This window comes from Paracoccus sp. UBA889 (assembly GCA_002294185.1).
Classification (GTDB): Bacteria; Pseudomonadota; Alphaproteobacteria; order Rhodobacterales; family Rhodobacteraceae; genus Paracoccus.
The window spans coordinates 120171-139845 of the sequence record DBFD01000050.1; the positions used below are offsets into that span (position 1 = coordinate 120171).

Consider the following 19675-nt stretch of genomic DNA (forward strand, 5'->3'; position numbering starts at 1 on the left):
GGCTTCCCGTTCCGCGGGTCATCGCCAGGATCATTCGACCGCCATCGCCTGGTCGATCAGATCCTTGCCGCCCTCGACCTCGTTCGAGAAATTCTTGTACGAGGTATCCTGAGCGATCTTCAGCCAGGCATCGAAATTCTCGGGCGACATGGTGACGACCTCGACCCCGGCCTTCTCGAAGGTGTCCACCATCTTGCTGTCCAGCCCGGCGGCCTGTTCGGCGAACCATTCCTCGGCCCGCTGGCCGGCATCCTTCAGCGCCTGCTGCTGTTCCGGGGTCAGCCGATCGAACGTCTTCTTCGAGATCAGGACCGGTTCATACATGAACCACAAGGCGTTTTCACCCGGTGCGGTCAGGCATTTGGCCTGTTCATACAGCCGGTAGCTGACCATCGACCCCGACGAGGTATTGGCCGCGTCCAGAACGCCGGTCTGCATCCCGGTATAGATCTCGGACGAGGGCATCGAGGAAATCGAGGCGCCCGCGCCGACCAGCATCTGCTCGAAGGCCGGTCCCGCCGCCCGCGTCACCTGGCCCGAAATCGTGTCCGGCGCGGTGATGCAGTTCTTCTTGCTGACGAAACCTCCGGCAAGCCAGGCATCCGACAGGACCATGGCCCCGTTATCCTCGATCAGCTTGTGGATCGTGTCCATGAAGGGCGAATCGTTCAGCCGCGCGGCGCGTTCGTGGTTGCGCACCAGTCCCGGCATCAGCGTCACGCTGAATTGCGGCACCCGTCCCGCCGCGTAGTCCAGCGGGAACGAGGTCATGTCCAGTTGCCCGCTGGTCAGCGCGCTCCATTGTTCCTTGGCCTTGTAAAGCGATTCACCCGGATAGACGCGGATTTCCAGATCGACGCCGGCATCGGCCACGTCCTTGGCGATCATCTGCATCATCTCGTCGCGGGCATCGCCCTTGCCGCCCGGAAACTGGTGGCTGGCTTTCAGAACCTCGGCCCCGGCGGCCAGCGGCATCGCGACACTCAGCGCCAGAACGGCGCAGGTTGACTTGAACTTCATCTTTCCTCCCTCGGGCGGAGCCCGCCCCGTTTCGCCGCATCGGACGCGGCTGTTCATTCTCCCGGTGCTCATTCTGTCTCGACTTTTGTGTATACACAAGCAATAATTATGCACACAAACAGAAAGGATCGTGATGGCCAGCGCCGCCGACGACATCAGCGAGAGGCTGGAGGCCGAGATCGTCGAAGGCGTCCTGCCCCCCGGCACGCGACTGGAAGAGCCCGCCCTGGCCGAGCGTTTCGGCGTCTCGCGCACGCCGGTGCGCGAGGCATTGCAGCGCCTGTCGGCATCGGGGCTGGTCGAACTGAAGCCGCGCCGGGGAACGCAGGTGCTGAACCCCTCGATCGGACGCATCGTCGAGATGTTCGAGGTGATGGCGGAACTGGAGGCCGTCTGCGCCCGGCTTTGTGCGCGACGCGGCGACCCCGACCTGTTTGCGGATCTGCGCGGCTGGCTGGCCCGCTGCGCGGCGGCGGCCGATACCGGCGACGCCTCGGCCTATTATACCGCGAACAAGGGCTTTCACAGCGCCATCTATCGCGGATCGGGCAACCTGTTCCTGTCCCAGCAGGCCGAATTGCTGCATCTGCGGCTGACGCCCTTTCGCCGTCAGCAACTGCGTCTGCCCCGCCGCCTGCGTCAGTCGCTGGCCGAACACGGACGGATCGTCGCCGCCATCGAGGCGGGCGACGCCGCGGCGGCCGAGGCCGCGCAGCGCGCCCATATCCTGATCCAGGGCGAACGCTTTGCCGATCTTCTGGCCCAGCATGGCAGCGGCCGGGAATGAGGCATCGGTCAGCGCGGGCTCGGGTGGCGGCGACAGCAATGTCGCGGCCGCGCGCCAGGCCGCAGGGCGGGGCTGAATGACGATGGCGGGCTGAGCAGAGTCCATATCGTGGACGCATGTCATTCGACTCTTTGCCGGGATTTTCTTCTTGCCCGGCAGGCTTTCCCTGCCTAACGTCCGGCCCCGGGAACGGCCGTCCATATCGTGGATGGCGGCGCCGGGGGGCGCCAGGGAGAGGATCGCGGATGCAGCTGGCTGATGAGCCGGATGCCGAGCTGGCGCTTGGCGGGGTCGAATCACTGTCACAGCCCAGGCGGGCGGAATCCTGGATGCGGCCGGTCGAGCTGGCCTCGGCGGCGCTGCTGGTGGTGATGATCGTCACGGTCCTGGCCAATGTCACCTCGCGCTATCTGTTGAACAAGCCGCTGATCTGGGGCGACGAGGTTGCCTCGATCGCATTCATCTGGATGGCGATGTTCGGCGCGGCGCTGGCGGTGGATCGCCACGAACACATGCGGCTGACGGTGTTCCTGCCGATGCTGCCCGCGCCCCTGACCCGCTGGGTCGAGGTGGCGGGGCAGGCGCTGGTGGCGGTGCTGCTGCTGCGGCTGCTGCCGGTCGCCGCCAGCTATGCCTACGAGGAAAGCTACGTCACCTCGCCCGCCTTGGGAATTCCGATGTCGTGGCGGGCCTCGGCGCTGCCGGCAGGGATCGGGCTGATGGCGGTGCTGACGGTCCTGTCGGTGATCCGCACCCGCGAATGGCGCCGGATCGCGGTCAGCCTTGCGGTTTTCGCGGCGATCGCCGGACTGCTGTGGTTGGCGAAGCCCGCCCTGATGGGGATCGGCAACTGGAACCTGCCGATCTTTCTGGGCCTTGTGGTCGGGCTGCTGCTGGTCGCGGGCGTGCCCATCGCCTTCTGCTTCGCTCTGGGCACGCTGGCCTATCTGACCTTCGCCACCCGCTCGCCGGTCTTCGTGATGATCGGACGGATCGACGAGGGGATGTCGTCGATCATCCTGCTGTCGGTGCCGGTCTTCGTGCTGCTGGGCTGCATTCTGGACGCGACCGGCATGGGCCGCGCCATCGTCAGTTTCCTGGCGTCGTTCCTGGGGCACGTGAAGGCCGGGATGAGCTATGTCCTGCTGGGATCGCTGTTTCTGGTTTCCGGGATTTCGGGGTCGAAGGTGTCGGACATGGCCACCGTCGCCCCGGCGCTGTTTCCCGAAATGAAGCGGCGCGGCCATTCGGTGCCAGAGATGACGGCCCAGATGGCGGCGGGCGCGGCGATGGCCGATACGGTGCCGCCCTCGATCGTGCTGATCGTGCTGGGCTCGGTCGCGGGCGTATCGATTGCGGGGCTGTTCACGGCCGGGCTGTTCATCGCGATGGTGCTGCTGGTCGCGCTGGCGGTGCTTGCCCGCTGGAAGGCGCGGGCCGAGGACATGTCGGCGGTCCGCCGCGCCACCTGGGGCGATGCCGGCCGGGCGGCGGTGATCGCCGTGCCGGCGCTGGTCCTGCCCTTCATGATCCGCGGCCTGGTCGGCGGCGGCGTGGCCACCGCGACCGAGGTTTCGACCGTCGCCGTGCTCTATGCCTGGGTCGCCGGGATCGTGCTTTACGGCGGCATCCCGATGCGCCGGATCACGCCGATGCTGGTGGAAACCGTCGCCATGTCGGGTGCGATCCTGCTGATTTTGGGCGCGGCCTCGGCGATGGCCTGGGGGCTGACGCAATCGGGCTTCGCGCGCGATCTGCTGACCTTCGTCACCGGTCTGCCGGGCGGTGCGGCGACCTTCATTCTGGCCAGCATCGTGATCTTTCTGGTGCTGGGCTGCGTGCTGGAGGGTCTGCCCGCCATCGTGCTGCTGGCGCCGATCATGTTTCCCATCGCGCGCGGCCTCGGCATCCACGACATCCACTACGCGATGATCGTCGTGACCGCGATGAATATCGGTCTGATGGCGCCGCCCATCGGCATCGGTTTCTACATCGCCTGCAAGATCGGCGGGGCCGAGGCCGATCAGGTCATGGCCCGCGTCTGGCCCTATCTGGCCGCGCTGATGGTCGGTCTGGCCGTGATCGCCGCGATTCCGCAATTCTCGACCGCGTTTCTATGATCCAAGGGAGGACATGATCATGAAATTCAACCGCCGTTCGCTGGTTCTGGGGGCCTCGGCCGGGGTGCTGGCCTCGCCGTTCATCCGGCTGCGCCCTGCCAATGCCGCCGAATTCACCATGAAGCTGGCCAACAACCAGCCGCTGGAACACCCGACCAATATCCGCGCCGCCGAGGCGGTCAAGGCCATTGCCGAACAATCCGACGGCCGCGTCGATGTGCAGGTCTTTCCATCGAACCAGCTGGGCGCGGATACCGACGTGCTGAGCCAGTTGCGCGCCGGCGGGGTCGAATTCTTCCTGCTGTCGCCGGTGATCCTGTCGACGCTGGTGCCCAATGCCTCGATCAACGGTATCGGCTTCGCCTTCCCGGATTACGATGCCGTCTGGAAGGCGATGGATGGCGAACTGGGCGCTTATGAGCGCGGCCAGATCGAGGATGCGGGCCTGGTCGTGATGGAGAAGATCTGGGATAACGGCTTTCGCCAGACGACCACGTCGACCAAGCCGATCGAGGGGCCGGCCGATCTGGAAGGCTTCAAGATCCGGGTTCCCGTCTCGCCGCTCTGGACCTCGATGTTCACCGCTTTCGGATCGGCGCCGACCTCGATCAACTTCGCCGAGGTCTATACCGCATTGCAGACCGGCGTCGTCGACGGGCAGGAAAACCCGCTGGCCATCATCAAGGTCGCCAAGATGTGGGAGGTGCAGAAATATGTCAGCATGACCAACCACATGTGGGACGGGTTCTGGATGCTGGCCAACCGCCGCGCCTGGGGCGCCCTGCCCGAGGATCTGCAACAGATCGTGGCCGAGAACTTCAACAAGGCAGGCATGGACCAGCGCCAGGACGTGATGCAGTTGAACGCCGATCTGCGGGGCGAACTGGAGGGGCAGGGTCTGGTCTTCAACGATGTCGATCCCAAGCCGTTCGAGGACAAGCTGCGCGAGGCGGGCTTTTACGCCGAGTGGAAGAAGACCTATGGCGACGAGGCCTGGGCGATCCTGGAATCGGCGGTCGGCCGCACGCTGTAATCCGCGATGCAGACCGGCGCCCGGCATCGACACGACCCCGAGCCCGCTCCGGCGGGGTCGGGCGCGCAATCCGTCGAACGGGCGCTGGCGCTGCTGTCGCTGGTCGGGCGTGGCGGCGATGCGGGCCGCGGGCTGGCCGGGCTGGTCAGCGAAACCGGCCTGTCGCGCCCGACGGCGCGGCGGCTGCTGATGGCGCTGGCCGGTGCGGGACTGATCGAACAGGACGGCGCGACGCGGCGCTATCATCTGGGCCCCGAGGCGTTTCTGCTGGGATCATTGGCGGCGTCGCGGCACGGCATGCTGAACCACGCGGCCGACAATCTGCGCCGTCTGGCGCGGGCGACCGGCGACACTGCCTTCATCTCGGTTCCGCAAGGCGATCATATCCTGTGCCTGCACCGCGAGGACGGCGATTTTCCGATCCGCACCCATGCGTTGCAGAAGGGCGACCGCAATCCGCTGGGGGTGGGCGCCGGCGGTCTGGCGGTGCTGGCCGCCATGCCCAAGGCGCGTGCCGATGCGGTTCTGGCGCGGTTGCAGGACGCGCTGCGGCAAAGGATGGGCGCAGCCTCGGATCGTCTGGGCGCCGATGTGGATCTGGCGCGGGAACGCGGCTATGCCGTCAATCCGGGACGGGTCGTGGCCGGTTCATGGGGCATCGGCGTGGCGATCCTGTGGCCCGACGGCACCCCCGCCGCCGCGCTGTCGCTGGCCGCGATCGAGGCCCGGATGGGTTCCGATCGCCAGCCGCGGCTGGCGGCCCTGCTGCACGACGAGGCGCGGCTGATCGAGGCGGCACTGGCCGCCGGCAGAAAGGAACGGCAATGATGCAGAATGATCCGCTGATCGTCGGCTGGGCACATACGAAATTCGGCAAGTCCGAGGCCCCCGACACGATGGCCCTGATGGCCGAGGTGGCGCGGCCGGCGCTGGACCATGCCGGGATCCCGCCCGACGCGGTGGACGGCATCTTCGCGGGGGTCTGGAACAACGGTTTCAGCCGGCAGGATTTTCAGGGTGCGCTGGTTGCGATGGGCACACCGGAACTGGCGGGCGTGCCCTTCATGCGGACGGAGAACGCCTGCGCCACCGGCTCGGCCGCGCTGTATGCGGCGGCGGATTTCATCGCTTCGGGGCGGGGCCGCACGGCGCTGGTGATCGGGGCCGAGAAGATGACCGCGACCCCCGTGGCCGAGGTCGGCGACATTCTTCTGGCGGCCAGCTACGTCGCCGAGGAGGCCGATGTCGAGGGCGGCTTCGCAGGCGTCTTCGGCCAGATCGCCGGCAGCTATTTCCAGCGCCACGGCGACCGGTCCCACGAGATGGCGATGATCGCCGCCAAGAATCACGAAAACGGGATGCGCAATCCCCATGCCCACATGCAGAAGGATTTCGGCATCGCCTTCTGCAACACGATTTCCGACAAGAACCCGCGCGTGGCCGGGCCGCTGCGGCGCACGGATTGCTCGCTGATCTCGGACGGGGCGGCGGCGATCGTGCTGGCCGATGTGGAAACCGCCGCCGGGCTGGCGCGGGGGATCGGGTTCCGGGCGCGGGCTCAGGCGGGCGATCTGCTGGCCCTGTCGCGGCGCGACCCGATCGCTTTCGAGGGCGCGCACCGGGCATGGGCCGCGGCACTGGCTCGGGCCGGGCTGGCGATCCATGATCTGGATCTGGTCGAGACGCATGATTGTTTCACCATCGCCGAGATGATCGAATACGAGGCGATGGGGCTGGCCCCCGCCGGGCAGGGCTGGCGGGCGATCCGCGACGGCGTGACCCGGTTCGACGGGGCGCTGCCGGTCAACCCCTCGGGCGGGCTGAAATCGCGCGGCCATCCGATCGGCGCGACCGGCGTCAGCCAGCACGTCATGGCCGCGATGCAGTTGATGGCCGAAGGCGGCGCCATGCAGGTGCCGGATGCGGCGCTTGCGGGCGTGTTCAACATGGGCGGGGCGGCGGTCGCGAATTACTGTTCCATCCTGGAGCGGGTGAGATGAGCCCGTTGCAGCCGCCGGTTTCGACACGGGTGATGAACCTGGCCACCTTCCTGACGCAAGCGGCGCGGCGGGTGCCGCAGGACGTGGCGCTGGTCATGGGCGATGCGCAATGGACCTGGGCCCATTTCGAGGCGCGGACCGATGCGCTGGCCCTGGCCTTGCAGGACATGGGCCTGGACAAGGGCGACCGGGTGCTGTGCCAGTCGCAGAACTGCATGGAGATGATGCAGGCCATGTTCGCCGTCTGGCGCGCGGGCGGCGTCTGGGTGCCCGCGAATTACCGCCAGACGCCCGAGGAACTGGTCTATCTGACCGAAAGCTCGGGCGCGCGGTTCATGATCTGCAATGCGCGTTTCCCCGATCACGCGGCGGCCTGCGCCGGGGCCGCGCCGGACCTGCGCCTGCTGGCTTTCGGGGATGCCGATTTCGGCCCCTCCGTAAGCGCGCTGACCGAGGCGCATCTGGGCCGGCATCCGCAGGTGGCGGCGGTGGATCGCGACGATCCCTGCTGGTTCTTCTTCACCTCCGGCACGACCGGGCGGCCCAAGGCATCGGTGCTGACCCATGGGCAGATGGCCTTTGTCGTCACCAGCCATCTGGCCGACCTGATGCCGGGGCTGACGCCCGAGGATGCCTCGCTGGTCGTGGCGCCGCTGTCGCACGGCGCCGGGGTGCATCAACTGACCCAGGTGGCCCGCGCGGTGAAGACGGTGCTGATGCCCTCGGACAAGTTCGACGTGGCGACGGCCTGGAAACTGGTCGAGGTCTGGCGCGTCTCGACCATCTTCACGGTGCCGACGATCCTGAAGATGCTGGTCGAGGATGAAAGCCTGGACCATTTCGATCATACCTCGCTGCGCTACGTCATCTATGCCGGCGCACCGATGTATCGCGAGGATCAGAAACGCGCCTTGGCCGCGCTTGGGCCGGTCCTGGTGCAGTATTTCGGGCTGGGCGAGGTGACGGGCAACATCACCGTCCTGCCCACATGGCTGCACAGCGCGGATGACGATGCCCGCGAAGGCACCTGCGGCTTTCCCCGGACCGGCATCGAGGTGCAGGTGCAGGACGATCAGGGCCGCGCGCTGCCGCCCTTCGAGACGGGCGAGTTGTGCGTGATCGGCCCGGCGGTCTTCGCGGGCTATTTCGACAACGCAGATGCGAATGCCAAATCCTTTCGCGACGGCTGGTTCCGCACCGGCGATCTGGGCCACATGGATGCGCAGGGCTTCGTCTATATCACCGGGCGGGCGTCGGACATGTATATCTCGGGTGGCTCGAACGTCTATCCGCGCGAGATCGAGGAAAAGATCCTGACCCATCCGGCGATCTCCGAGGTCGCGGTGCTGGGCGTGCCCGACCGCAAATGGGGCGAGGTCGGCTGGGCGATCTGCGTCTGCCGCCCCGGCGAAAGCGCGACCGAGGACGGGGTGAAGGATTTCCTGGCGGACAGGATATCGGGATACAAGCGGCCCCACCGGGTGCTGTTCTGGCCGGAACTGCCGAAATCGGCCTATGGCAAGATCACCAAGAAGCTGATCCGCGAGGCGCTGGAGGCGCAATCCCTGCTGGACCGCGCATGAAGGGCCGCATGATCCATCCCGGCCCGCGCGCCACGGCGCGGGTGCAGGCCGTCCGTGCGAGGCTGCGGCGGGTTTCGGGCCGGGTTCGCGCCGGTCAGGGCGTGATGGACGCGGTGGCCGCGATCTTCGAGGCTGCGGGCTGCCGGGGCGGGATGCTGCGGCTGGACGGCGCTGTCTGCGATCCGCTGCATTACGTTCTGCCGGCATTCTCGCGCGACGGGCTTCACGCGGCCTGGTATTCGGACCGGATCGCGCTGGAGGGGCCGACCCTTGTCGGACCGGCCACGGCCATCATCGGGCAAAAGGATGGCGCCACGTTCCTGCATTGCCACGGCATCTGGCAGGATCGCATGGGCCATCTGCTGCCGCTGGATTCGGTGCTGGCCAGGGATGCCGTCCTGCACGGGATCGGCAGCGACGATGCCTGGTTCGAGGCCCTGCCCGATGCCGAAACCGCCTTTACCCTGTTCCAGCCGCAGGGCGGTGGCACCGGCGGCGGGCTTCTGGCGCGGCTGCGGCCGGGCGAGGACGTGGCGACGGCCATTGCCTCGCTCTGCGCCGAGCACGCGATCACCGATGCCCGCATCCACGGCGTCGGCAGCATCGACCATATCCGCTTTCAGGATGGCGCTTGCGTCGATTGCATGGCGACCGAACTGCATTTCGCGGGTGCGGTGCTGCGCGATGGCCGCCCGCATCTGCCCATCGAGGTCGTCGATACCGATGGCCTTGTCCATTCGGGCGTTCTGGCCGAGGGTGCAAACCCGGTCGGCGTCACCGTCGAAATCGTCATCGAACCGGAGGAGATGTCATGAGCCATGAGGCAAAGGTCGCATTGGTCACGGGGGCCGCGCGCGGCATCGGGCTGGCCAGCACGGAGCTGTTTCTGGAACAGGGCTGGCGCGTCGTCATGGTCGATCGGGACGCCGAGGAACTGACCAGCGCCGCCGCCGCCCTGAAGGGCGTGCATGTCATTGCCGCCGACATTTCGGACCGCGAACAGGTTCAGGCGATGGCGGCCGAGGCGTTGCAGGTCTTTGGCAGGGTGGACGCGCTGGTCAACAATGCCGGCGTGGCCCTGTTCGGCCGTGTCGAGAACACCGGTTACGAGGCCTGGCGCGAGGTCATGCAGACCAATCTGGACGGGGTTTTCCTGTGCTCGCAGGCGCTGGTTCCGGCGCTGACCGACAGCAAGGGCGCAATCGTGAACATCGCCTCGATTTCGGGGCTGCGCGCCTCGACCCTGCGGGTGGCCTATGGCACCTCGAAGGCGGCGGTGATCCACATGACCAAGCAATTCGCCGTCGAACTGGGCGAAAAGGGCATCCGTGTGAATTGCATCGCCCCCGGTCCGGTGCGCACCAAGCTGGCGATGGCGGTTCACGCGCCGGAAATCATCGCGGCCTATTACGACGCCATTCCGCTGAACCGCTACGGCGAGGCACGCGAGATCGCCGAGGGGATCGTGTTTCTGGCCTCTGGCAAGGCCAGCTTCATCACCGGGCAGGTTCTGGCCGTCGATGGCGGTTTCGATGCGGCGGGGGTCGGCCTGCCCGCTCTGCGGCGTGGCGAGGGCTAGAAACCGGGGCGGCAGGGACCGCGTTGGACAGCGGACATCGCGACAGGAGGATGCCATGACCACCAACCATGTGCCTTTCGACATTCCCGAGGATCTGCGCCGCGGGCTGGCGGTCGAGGCCGCGCGTTCGGGCAAGAGCCAGTCACGGATCGTGGCCGAAGCGCTGGAAAAGGCCGGGATCGACCGGGTCAGCGCCGATGATATGGACAAGCTGATGCACGGATCGCAATAGGCCGCCCGGCTCTGGCCCCGGTTCGCGTAATCTGCAAGTTTGTCCGGCGACATCTGAATGTGCCGAAGGAGGGCGGACAGTGAAATTCTTGCGTTATGGCGAAGCCGGGGCCGAACGGCCCGGGCTTCTGGACCGCGATGGCCGCATCCGCGACCTGTCGGACCATATCGACGATCTGCGCGGCGCGGTGCTGGGCGATCTGGCTGCGCTTTCCGGGCTGGATCCGGCCTCGCTGCCGCTGGTCGAGGGCGCGCCCCGCCTGGGGCCGCCGGTCGCCGGCACCGGCAAGATGATCTGCATCGGGCTGAACTATGCCGATCACGCCGCCGAATCCGGCATGGCCGTGCCGCCCGAGCCGGTGATCTTCATGAAGGCCACCAGCGCCATCTGCGGCCCCGACGATCCCATCGTGATCCCGCGCGGCAGCGAAAAGACCGATTGGGAGGTCGAACTGGCCGTCATCATCGGCAAGACCGCGAAATATGTCGGCGAGGCCGAGGCGATGGATCACGTCGCAGGCTTCGCAATCGCCAACGACGTGTCCGAACGCGCGTTTCAGGCGGAACGCCAGGGTCAGTGGACCAAGGGCAAGAGCTGCGACAATTTCGGACAGATCGGCCCCTGGCTGGTCACTCCGGACGAGGTCGCCGACCCGCAGGCGCTGGCCATGTGGCTGAAGGTCAATGGCGAGACGCGCCAGGACGGATCGACCGCGACCATGGTCTACAAGGTTCCGTTCCTGATCCATTACCTCAGCCAGTTCATGTCGCTGCATCCGGGCGACGTGATTTCGACCGGGACTCCGCCCGGCGTCGGGATGGGGATGAAGCCGCCGCGCTATCTGAAGGCGGGCGATGTGATTGAACTGGGCATCGAGGGGCTGGGATCGCAGCGCCAGGATGTGGTGGCGGATTGAAAAGGATCGCGACATGACGCCAGAACTTGTGCAAATCTCGCCCCTGCGGGCCATCGTTTCCGAGCGGCTTTCCGAAAAATTCGTGATCCACCGGTTGTGGGAGGCGGAAGACCCCGATGCGCTGCTGGCCCAGATCGGGCCGCGCGTGCGCGGCCTTCTGGCGGGCGGCACGCGGATCGACGGGTCTTTCATGGACCGTCTGCCGGCGCTGGAAATCATCGCCGCGTTCGGTGTCGGCTACGACCAGATCGACGCCGAGGCGGCGGCCGGGCGCGGCGTGGTGGTGACGCATACACCCGACGTTCTCAGCGACGAGGTGGCCGATATCACCATTGCTCTGCTGATCGGCACGATCCGGCGCCTGCCGCAGGCGCAGGATTACCTGCGCGCCGGGAAATGGGCGGAGCAGGGGGCCTTTCCGCTGACCGCCAGCCTGCGCGGACGCAAGGTCGGCATTTTCGGGCTGGGCCGGATCGGCAAGGCGATCTGGAAGCGGCTGGATGCGATGGGGCTGGAAGTCGCCTATTGCGGACGAAACCGCCAGGACCTGCCGCTGAATTATTTCGACGACATCACCGAACTGGCCCGTGCCTGCGATGTCCTGATCCTGGCCGCGCCGGGAACCGAGGAGACGCAGGGAATCGTCGATGAGGATGTTCTGGACGCCTTGGGCCGCGACGGGTTTCTGATCAATATCGGCCGGGGCGCCCTGGTGAACGAGGCCGATCTGGCGGCGGCGCTGGCCCAGGGCCGGATCGCCGGGGCCGGGCTGGACGTCTTCGCCGACGAACCGCACCCGCTGCCGGCACTGCTGGAGGCGCCCAACACCATGTTGCTGCCGCATGTCGCCTCGGCCTCGGACCATACGCGCGACGCGATGGGGCAATTGGTCGTGGACAACGTGACAAGCTGGTTCGAACGCGGCCGTCCGGTCACGCCGGTCCCGGAATCCCGATCGCTGTTGACGGAATAGGCCGGGCCGTCACTGTCCGGCCCGGCCCGCGGCTGGCCGCGATCGCGGCCCGACAGGATCAGCGGCCTATCGGCTGGCGGGTCACTGTTCGGCGATCTGCGAGGCGCCGGCATCGGACAGCGCGCGAAGGACAGCCTCGGTCGACAGGATCTCGGGCAGGACGATGCCTTCCGGCGCATTCGGGCCGTAGGCGACGTTGAACGGAATTCCGAACCGCCCGAAGCTTTCCAGATAGCGGGATATGGCTTCGTCGGGCCGCGTCCAGTCGGCCTGCATGGCGATGATGCCAGGTTCGCGCAGGCGCGAGACGACCGGCTCTCGGTCGAGGACAAGTGCCTTGTTCGCCTTGCAGGTCAGGCACCAGTCGGCGGTCACGTCCACGAAGACGACCTGCCCGGTCGAGACATGGCGGGGGATCGCGGCGCGGTCGAAAGCGGCCCAGTCGGTCGCCACGCCGGGAACGGACCTGCTGTCCGTATCGGACAGGAAACCCGCCACCGCGATCGCCAACACGACCAGCGCGGCGGAACCCGGAATCCTGATCACCGCCGGCACCCGGCCCAGCGACAAAAGCCCCGCCACCCCGATGCTGGCCAGCCCGACCCAGAGGGCGGTCCGCCGGCCCGCCACGCCGCCGAGAACCCAGAACAGCCACAGAGCCGTCGCTGCAAGCGCAAGGCCCAGGACCACCTTCAGCACGATCATCCAGCGCCCGGGCCTGGGCAGTCTTTGAACAAGTCGCGGAAAGGCGGCGACGACCAGGTAAGGAACGGCCAGGCCGGCCCCCAGGGCCGTGAAGACCACCACGATGTCGACAGCCCGCCCGGCCAGGGCAAAGGCGATCGCCGTGCCCAGCAGGGGGGCCGAACAGGGCGTGGCGAGAATGGCCGCAAAGGCGCCTGTCGCGAAATCGCCGCCATAGCCTTTTCCGCCGCCGGCACGGGCCAGCCGCGTCTGCCACGATGACGGCAGCGCAATCTCGAAAAAGCCGAACAGGTTCGCCGAAAAGACCACCAGCACGACCAGCATCACCGCCAGAAAGACCGGGTTCTGGAATTGCAGACCCCATCCCACGGTCAGACCGAAAGCCCTGATGGCAATCGTCGCTGCGGCGAGAATCCAGATGAACGCCATCACGCCAAGGGCCGAGACGGCAAATCCGCGGCGGATGCGCGGCAGCGACTGGCCGCCGGATTTGACCGCCGAGGACAGCTTGATCGACAGCACCGGCAGCACGCAGGGCATCACGTTCAGGATCAGGCCGCCGAGAAAGGCGACGACGGCGATCCAGGCCAGTTCATCCAGGCCGGGCACCAGTTCGGCGACGCTGAAGGGCGGCGGCGGGGCCGCGTCGGTCAATCCCGCCTGAATTGTGGCGGCACGCTCGCCGTCGGTGATCGTCACCTGCAACGCGGGAGGGTCATCCTGTGCCGCCAGGATCGGAAGCCGGGCCCAAAGCAGCCGCCCCCCGTCGCCCAGCCGTATATCGGGTTTGCCGAAGGCGGTGAATTCGCCCATTTCCGGAAAGACATCCGGCGTCCTGAACGGATCCTCGCTTCTTGCGGTCAGTGTCAGATTCGTCATCTCCGCATCCACGGATGCGGCGTCGATCGTGATTCCGCTTTCCGTGCCATCGTCCGGCACCCGCGCCGCATAGGACGAAATCAGGCTTGCGGAGGCCTGGTCGATTCCGCTGCCGCGCGGCAGGTCCAGCGAAAGGTCGAAATCCTGTGGAACGCAGACGGTCGAACAGGTCAGCAGGCTGACCCGGGCCCGCAATTCGACAGGGGCATCCGGATTCTTCAGCGTGATGCTGATCGGAAAGACGACCTCTTCATGATAGCCGAAATTCTCGATCCCGAAGGCGGTGAATCGCTGGGGCGCGGGCCACAGAAATTCGGTCTCTGCCACGTTGCTGGACCCCGACCAGTCGATCGAGGGCGGGATCCCGACCTCTCCGGGCGAGCGCCAGTAGGTCTTCCAGTCCTTGCCCAGTCGAAGATAAAGCCCCGCCGAGATCGTCCCTGCGCCCGGAGCGACGCCGTTTTCGGCCGTCAACAGGCGGGCTTCGATGGCCGGGTTGCTGAAACTGTCCGATTCCGCGGCCCAAGTGGCGGTTGCAGCGACGAAAGCCGCCATCAGGGCGACGATCAGGCAGCGGATGACCCGATCGACCCGGCCCGGGATGTTGTTTTTCACGTCTGTCGGCATACCGAAGTCCAGCCTTCCTCTTGTTCCTGGGCGGCGACATCCAGAAGGGTGCCTTCGCTGACCTCGCCCTGGATCGCCGTTCGGCCGATCACCGTCCCGGGCGTGCCGATGAAGGCCAGTATCCGGGCCAGTGCCGCGCTGTTTTCAAGGTCACGGATAACGCTGTCGCTGTCCATGTCCGCGAACATTTTCGCCTGGTCTATACCGATATCCTGCGCAAGAACGCGAAGATATTCGGGCGTGACCTGAAACGGCGTCTTCATGAGACGTTCATGGAACGCCGCATAGGCCCCCTGGATTCTTGCCGCCAGTGCCGCTTTCGCGGCCAGCGTCGAGGCCTGACCCAGAAGCGGCCATTCATGCACGATCACCCGGATGCCGGCGTCGGGACGCGCCTCGATGGCCGAAAGCCGCTTGGTCAGCACACGGCAATAGGGGCAGTAATAATCCGAAAAGAACGCCACCGGAACAGGCTGGCCGTCCCTCGGGGTTTCGCCATAGAGAGAGGCGCAGATATTCTGCCGGACCCTGGATTCGACATCCGCCAGGTTGCTTCGCGATTGCGGCTTCAACCCGAAGAACGGGTCAAAACCGGTCGAACTTTCGCCGCCCGCCAGCCGCCGGAAACCGGACGGGTCGTTCATCTTCTCGAAGACAAGCTTGTCCCCGCCCCAGCCCGGAACGATCCGAAAGCCGGCATACAATGCCGCGAGCCCGGAAAAAATCAGCAGCGTTCGTCGTTTCTCGGAGGTCATTTCGGCGGGTTCGCTTTCATTGCGATCGGTTCACAATCCCATTCGGCTTGCGGAGGCCAGGGCACCCGCGCGGCCATCGTCACGATTCCGCCCGAACCCGGGACGATCCCGGGAAGGCGGACAATATCAACCTGCGGCCCTGATGCCCAGCCGACGCGCAGTGGCCGGGGTTGGCTGCGCCGGGGCGCGCGGCCGCGTCCTCAGTGTCGCCATCTCGGCCGACGGAGGCCGGGTTTTTCCGTGACATCGCTGCATGTCCGGCCTTCTGCCTGTCCGGTGGATGGTCCGATCTCGTTGGCGACCTCCTGCGCGGGAAGGTCAATGCGACGAACCGATCCGGAATTCACTTTTATGTCAGGCTGATTGGGCTTGACCCTCCTGCGCTGGAAGGCGGTCACGGCTGATCGGAAGGGAACGGAAACGGCAGCGTCCGGAAGATAGCCGGTCGATGGATTCGACCGTGGACGTTTCCTTGTGGCCGGGATAGCCAGAACGCCGATGCCTGATCGCCCGATGACCGGCGCTGGAGAGGCGCGCAATTTCGTTTCGGTCGCGGGCAATTCCGGCGATTGGCAATTTCACCGACAGATGTCCGGTCGCGTCCCGGCGGGCATGATGACCTGGGAAGGGTGAGACGGATGCGAACATATTCAATCGTCGCCGCGCTGGTCCTGATCGCCGCCGGCATCGGTTTCGGGTTCTGGCGCCAGAGCGGAACGGATGCCGCCACGGGCGCGATGCCGGAAACCGTCGACATTGCGAAAGGTCAGCAGCTCTATGCCGAATCCTGCGCCGCCTGCCACGGCGCCAATCTCGAAGGGCAGCCCGATTGGCGCCAGGCCGGTCCCGACGGCGTTCTGCCCGCGCCGCCGCATGACGAGACGGGGCATACATGGCATCATGCCGACCGGATGCTTTTCGACTATACGAAACTGGGCGGCAAGGCGGCTCTTGCGCGTCAGGGCATGGATTTCGCCAGCGGAATGCCCGGTTTCGGCGACCAGTTGTCTGATGCCGAGATCTGGAACATCATCGCCTATATCAAATCGACTTGGCCCGAACGCGAGCGTGCGATCCAGGCCGAACGGAATGCTGACCCCGGTTAGCGGAAAGGACATAGAAATGCGATTCATTCGACATGCGGTCATGGCCACCAGCCTTGCGATCCTGCCGCTTGCCTCGGCGGCACAGGAGCCCAGCGACGAGCGGATCAAGGAACTGGCGTTGCAGGCCATCCGCGAAAATCCGCAGATCATCATCGAGGCGATCCAATCCCTGGAAGCCGATCAGGCCGCCGCGCAGTCGCAGGCGCAGTCGGATGTCCTGACGAACCAGCGCGATCTGCTTGAACGCGACCCGAATGCGCCGGTTCTCGGAAATCCGGACGGGGATGTGACCGTCGTCGAGTTCTTCGACTACAATTGCCCCTATTGCAGACGGGCCATGGCCGAGGTCGAGGGTCTTGTAGAAGACGATGAAAACGTCAGGCTTGTCTATCGCGAATGGCCGATCCTCGGGGAGGGATCGGTGTTTGCCGCGCGTGCCGCCCTGGCCTCGCGCGAACAGGGCAAATACGAGGAATTCCATCTGGCTCTGATGGGGATGCAGGGGCGGGCGGAAGAAGCCTCGGTGATGCGGATCGCGGAAGAGATCGGGCTGGATGTCGAGAAATTGCGCGCCGACATGGCCGCGCCGGAAGTCGACGAACATATCGCGACCTCCCGGCGGCTGACGCAGGCGCTTGGCTTCAACGGCACGCCGTCCTTCGTGATCGGCGACAACCTGGTTCCGGGCTTTGTCGAACAGGAACAGCTCGGCGCCCTGGTCGAGCAGGTGCGCAGCGCGGCGCAATAGGATCGACGGGCCGCTTCGGCGCCGGGCTGCCCGGCGCCGAACAGGACTCAGGTTGCGGCCGGATCCGCCACCTCGTAGCCCGCATCGCGGATCGCTTCGGATACGGCGCGGTCGCTGAGAAAGCTTTCGACCGAAACGGTGTGGCTGCCAAGATCGCAATTGACCTTCGCCGTCGGGTCAAGCGCCTTGACGGACTTTTCGATCGCCGCCGTGCAGTGACCGCAACTCATGCCGGGAACGCTGAAGTTGCTCATGTTCATCTCCTTTGTCTGCGCCGACAGGTGGGTGCTTCCAGCACGGGAAGGTCAAGGGGGAAACAAATTCGCCTCGAAACACTTGACCTTCCAGTAGGTGGAAGCCTTATGTGACGATCCAGCAGTGTAGGAGACAACCATGCCAGCTTCACAAAATCTGCGGATCCCGGTCCAGAACATGTCCTGCGCGTCCTGTGTCGGTCGGGTCGATCGCGCGATTTCGGGGCTGCCCGGCGTCGATGAGGTCAATGTGAACCTTGCGGCGGAGACGGCGCAGTTCCGGATCGATTCCGCCGATCGCCTTCCGCAGGTGGTCCAGGCGCTGGACAGCGCCGGCTATCCCGCCCGCACCCGGAAGGTGCGTCTTGCCATTTCGTCCATGTCCTGTGCGTCCTGCGTCGGCCGCGTCGACAAGGCGCTGGCGGCCGTTCCCGGCGTGACCGAGGTCAATGTCAATCTTGCGTCCGAAACCGCGACCGTGACCTTCGTGGAAGGGGCGGTTGAACTGGACGCGCTGATCCGGGCCGCAGATGCGGCCGGCTATCCCGCGAAGGCCGCCGATGAGACCCCGGTGGAAGAGCGGGGCGAGCGCAAGCAGGCGGAAGTCCGCGCGCTGGCCCGCAAGACCGCCTTCGCGGCGGCGCTGGCCTTGCCCGTCTTCATGCTGGAAATGGGCACGATCCTGATTCCGGGAATGCATGATCTGGTCGCGCGGACAATCGGCCAGCAGACAAGCTGGGCGATCCAGTTCGTGATGGTGACCATCGCGATGTTCGGCCCCGGTCGGGATTTCTATACCAAGGGTATTCCCGCGCTGGTGAAAGGCGCGCCGGACATGAACAGTCTGGTCGCGGTGGGCACCGGGGCTGCCTACCTTTATTCCGTCACGGCGCTATTCGCGCCCGCACTGCTGCCCGAGGCGTCCCGCGCCGTCTATTTCGAGGCAGCGGCGGTCATCCTGGCGCTGATCCTTCTGGGTCGGTTCCTGGAAGCCCGCGCCAAGGGCCGTGCGGGGGCGGCGATCCAGAAGCTGCTGGGCCTTCAGGCCCGGACCGCCCGCGTCCTGGTGGATGGCGAGCCGCAGGAAATCGCGATCGAGCGCATTCGCGCCGGCGACGTTCTTGTCGTGCGGCCGGGCGAACGCATCGCCGTGGACGGCGAGGTGACCGAGGGCAGCGCCCATGTCGATGAAAGCATGATCACGGGCGAGCCGATTCCGGTGGCCAAGTCCGCGGGCGATCCGGTCACCGGCGGCACCGTCAACGGGGCCGGCAGCTTCCAGTTTCGTGCCACGCGCGTCGGTGCGGACACGACGCTGGCGCAGATCATCCGCATGGTGGAAGACGCGCAGGGCGCCAAGCTGCCGATTCAGGGCCTGGTCGACAGGATCACGCTGTGGTTCGTGCCCGCGGTGATGGCCCTTGCGGCGGTGACCGTGCTGGTCTGGCTTCTGGTCGGGCCATCGCCTGCCCTGTCCTATGCCGTGGTGGCGGGCGTATCGGTGCTGATCATCGCCTGCCCTTGCGCAATGGGGCTTGCGACGCCCACCTCGATCATGGTCGGGACCGGCCGCGCCGCGGAAATGGGGGTGCTGTTTCGCAAGGGCGATGCCTTGCAGCAATTGACCTCGGTCGATGTCGTGGCGCTGGACAAGACCGGCACCGTCACCGAGGGCCGACCCGAACTGACCGATCTGGAACTGGCCGAAGGGTTCGACCGCGCCGAGGTGCTGGGGCTGGTCGCCGCTGTCGAGGAACGGTCCGAACATCCCATCGCCGAAGCGATCGTCCGCGCCGCCCAGTCCGAGGGCGCTGCCCGACAGGAAACCGGGAATTTCGAATCGATCACCGGTTTCGGCGTGCGCGCGACGGTATCGGGTCGCGACGTGCTTGTCGGCGCCGACCGGCTGATGATCCGCGAAGGGCTTTCGATCGACGCGCTCGCGGAGGCCGAAACGCGACTCGCCTCGCGCGGTCGCACTGCCCTGTTCGCCGCCGTGGACGGACGTGTGGCTGCGGTCTTCGGCGTCGCCGATCCGGTGAAACGCTCCAGCGCCGAGGCGATTGCGGCGCTGCACGATCTGGGCCTGAAGGTCGCGATGATCACCGGCGACAAGCGCGAGACGGCCGAGGCCATCGCGCGCGAGACCGGCATCGACCATGTGATCGCCGGTGTCCTGCCCGATGGCAAGGTCTCCGCGCTTGACGACCTGCGCGCCGACGGACAGCGGATCGCCTTTGTCGGTGACGGTATCAACGACGCACCCGCGCTGGCCCATTCCGATGTCGGCATCGCGATCGGCACCGGGACCGATGTCGCCATCGAGTCGGCCGACGTGGTGCTGATGTCGGGCGATCT

Annotated in this window: 18 protein-coding genes; 14 read left to right on the top strand and 4 right to left on the bottom strand. The window is 66.3% G+C overall.

Translation table 11 applies throughout. The features are described 5' to 3' along the window. Positions 1-30: 30 nt before the first annotated feature. Positions 31-1020: a TRAP transporter substrate-binding protein DctP gene (gene dctP / locus B4L36_RS10310; protein ID WP_292956429.1), complete on the bottom strand. Its 990-nt coding sequence runs from the start codon at positions 1018-1020 to the stop codon at positions 31-33. A 133-nt stretch (positions 1021-1153) separates the two neighbouring features. Between dctP and B4L36_RS10315 the strand changes: the two genes are divergently transcribed. From B4L36_RS10315 to B4L36_RS10365, 11 genes are all read left to right on the top strand, one after another. Then, a complete protein-coding gene (locus B4L36_RS10315; protein WP_292956432.1) occupies positions 1154-1807 on the top strand; it encodes a GntR family transcriptional regulator in 654 nt (217 codons plus the stop codon). 245 nt (positions 1808-2052) lie between these two features. Beyond that, positions 2053-3927, top strand: a complete 1875-nt coding sequence (locus tag B4L36_RS10320) for a TRAP transporter large permease subunit (protein ID WP_292956434.1) — start codon at positions 2053-2055, stop codon at positions 3925-3927. A gap of 19 nt (positions 3928-3946) precedes the next feature. Continuing rightward, positions 3947-4960: a TRAP transporter substrate-binding protein gene (locus tag B4L36_RS10325; RefSeq protein WP_292956436.1), complete on the top strand. Its 1014-nt coding sequence runs from the start codon at positions 3947-3949 to the stop codon at positions 4958-4960. Between the two features lie 6 nt (positions 4961-4966). Then, positions 4967-5788 (top strand): IclR family transcriptional regulator, encoded by an 822-nt coding sequence (locus B4L36_RS10330; protein WP_292956438.1) that lies wholly within the window; start codon positions 4967-4969, stop codon positions 5786-5788. Continuing rightward, positions 5788-6960: an acetyl-CoA acetyltransferase gene (locus tag B4L36_RS10335; protein WP_292956441.1), complete on the top strand. Its 1173-nt coding sequence runs from the start codon at positions 5788-5790 to the stop codon at positions 6958-6960. Before B4L36_RS10330 ends, B4L36_RS10335 begins: the two co-directional genes overlap by 1 nt. Then, a complete protein-coding gene (locus B4L36_RS10340; protein ID WP_292956444.1) occupies positions 6957-8543 on the top strand; it encodes an acyl-CoA synthetase in 1587 nt (528 codons plus the stop codon). Before B4L36_RS10335 ends, B4L36_RS10340 begins: the two co-directional genes overlap by 4 nt. Then, positions 8540-9358, top strand: coding sequence for a PCC domain-containing protein (locus B4L36_RS10345; RefSeq protein ID WP_292956447.1), 819 nt, complete (start codon positions 8540-8542; stop codon positions 9356-9358). The genes B4L36_RS10340 and B4L36_RS10345 overlap by 4 nt, the downstream gene beginning before the upstream one ends. Further along, positions 9355-10122, top strand: coding sequence for an SDR family NAD(P)-dependent oxidoreductase (locus tag B4L36_RS10350; protein WP_292956450.1), 768 nt, complete (start codon positions 9355-9357; stop codon positions 10120-10122). Before B4L36_RS10345 ends, B4L36_RS10350 begins: the two co-directional genes overlap by 4 nt. 55 nt (positions 10123-10177) lie before the next feature. Next, positions 10178-10354 (top strand): hypothetical protein, encoded by a 177-nt coding sequence (locus B4L36_RS10355; protein ID WP_292956453.1) that lies wholly within the window; start codon positions 10178-10180, stop codon positions 10352-10354. 79 nt (positions 10355-10433) lie between these two features. Beyond that, complete coding sequence (locus tag B4L36_RS10360; protein ID WP_292956456.1) at positions 10434-11270, top strand: fumarylacetoacetate hydrolase family protein; 837 nt, start codon at positions 10434-10436, stop codon at positions 11268-11270. A 13-nt stretch (positions 11271-11283) separates the two neighbouring features. After that, complete coding sequence (locus B4L36_RS10365; RefSeq protein ID WP_292956459.1) at positions 11284-12243, top strand: 2-hydroxyacid dehydrogenase; 960 nt, start codon at positions 11284-11286, stop codon at positions 12241-12243. A gap of 81 nt (positions 12244-12324) precedes the next feature. Here the strand turns inward: B4L36_RS10365 and B4L36_RS10370 are convergent, their stop codons facing one another. Then, complete coding sequence (locus B4L36_RS10370; protein ID WP_292956462.1) at positions 12325-14442, bottom strand: protein-disulfide reductase DsbD family protein; 2118 nt, start codon at positions 14440-14442, stop codon at positions 12325-12327. Further along, complete coding sequence (locus B4L36_RS10375; protein WP_292956465.1) at positions 14439-15209, bottom strand: DsbA family protein; 771 nt, start codon at positions 15207-15209, stop codon at positions 14439-14441. The genes B4L36_RS10370 and B4L36_RS10375 overlap by 4 nt, the downstream gene beginning before the upstream one ends. A 638-nt stretch (positions 15210-15847) precedes the next feature. Here B4L36_RS10375 and B4L36_RS10380 point away from each other — a divergent pair. Continuing rightward, positions 15848-16315 (top strand): c-type cytochrome, encoded by a 468-nt coding sequence (locus B4L36_RS10380; RefSeq protein ID WP_292956468.1) that lies wholly within the window; start codon positions 15848-15850, stop codon positions 16313-16315. 16 nt (positions 16316-16331) lie between these two features. Beyond that, the gene (locus B4L36_RS10385; RefSeq protein ID WP_292956471.1) at positions 16332-17063 is read left to right on the top strand and encodes a DsbA family protein; all 732 of its coding nucleotides are present in this window, start codon (positions 16332-16334) and stop codon (positions 17061-17063) included. 47 nt (positions 17064-17110) lie between these two features. Here B4L36_RS10385 and B4L36_RS10390 read toward each other — a convergent pair whose 3' ends face one another. Further along, positions 17111-17317 (bottom strand): heavy-metal-associated domain-containing protein, encoded by a 207-nt coding sequence (locus B4L36_RS10390; protein WP_292956474.1) that lies wholly within the window; start codon positions 17315-17317, stop codon positions 17111-17113. A gap of 139 nt (positions 17318-17456) precedes the next feature. On the opposite strand from B4L36_RS10390, the gene B4L36_RS10395 reads away from it, so the two are divergent. Then, the coding region (locus B4L36_RS10395; protein WP_292956477.1) for a heavy metal translocating P-type ATPase at positions 17457-19675 on the top strand (2219 nt) is incomplete at its 3' end.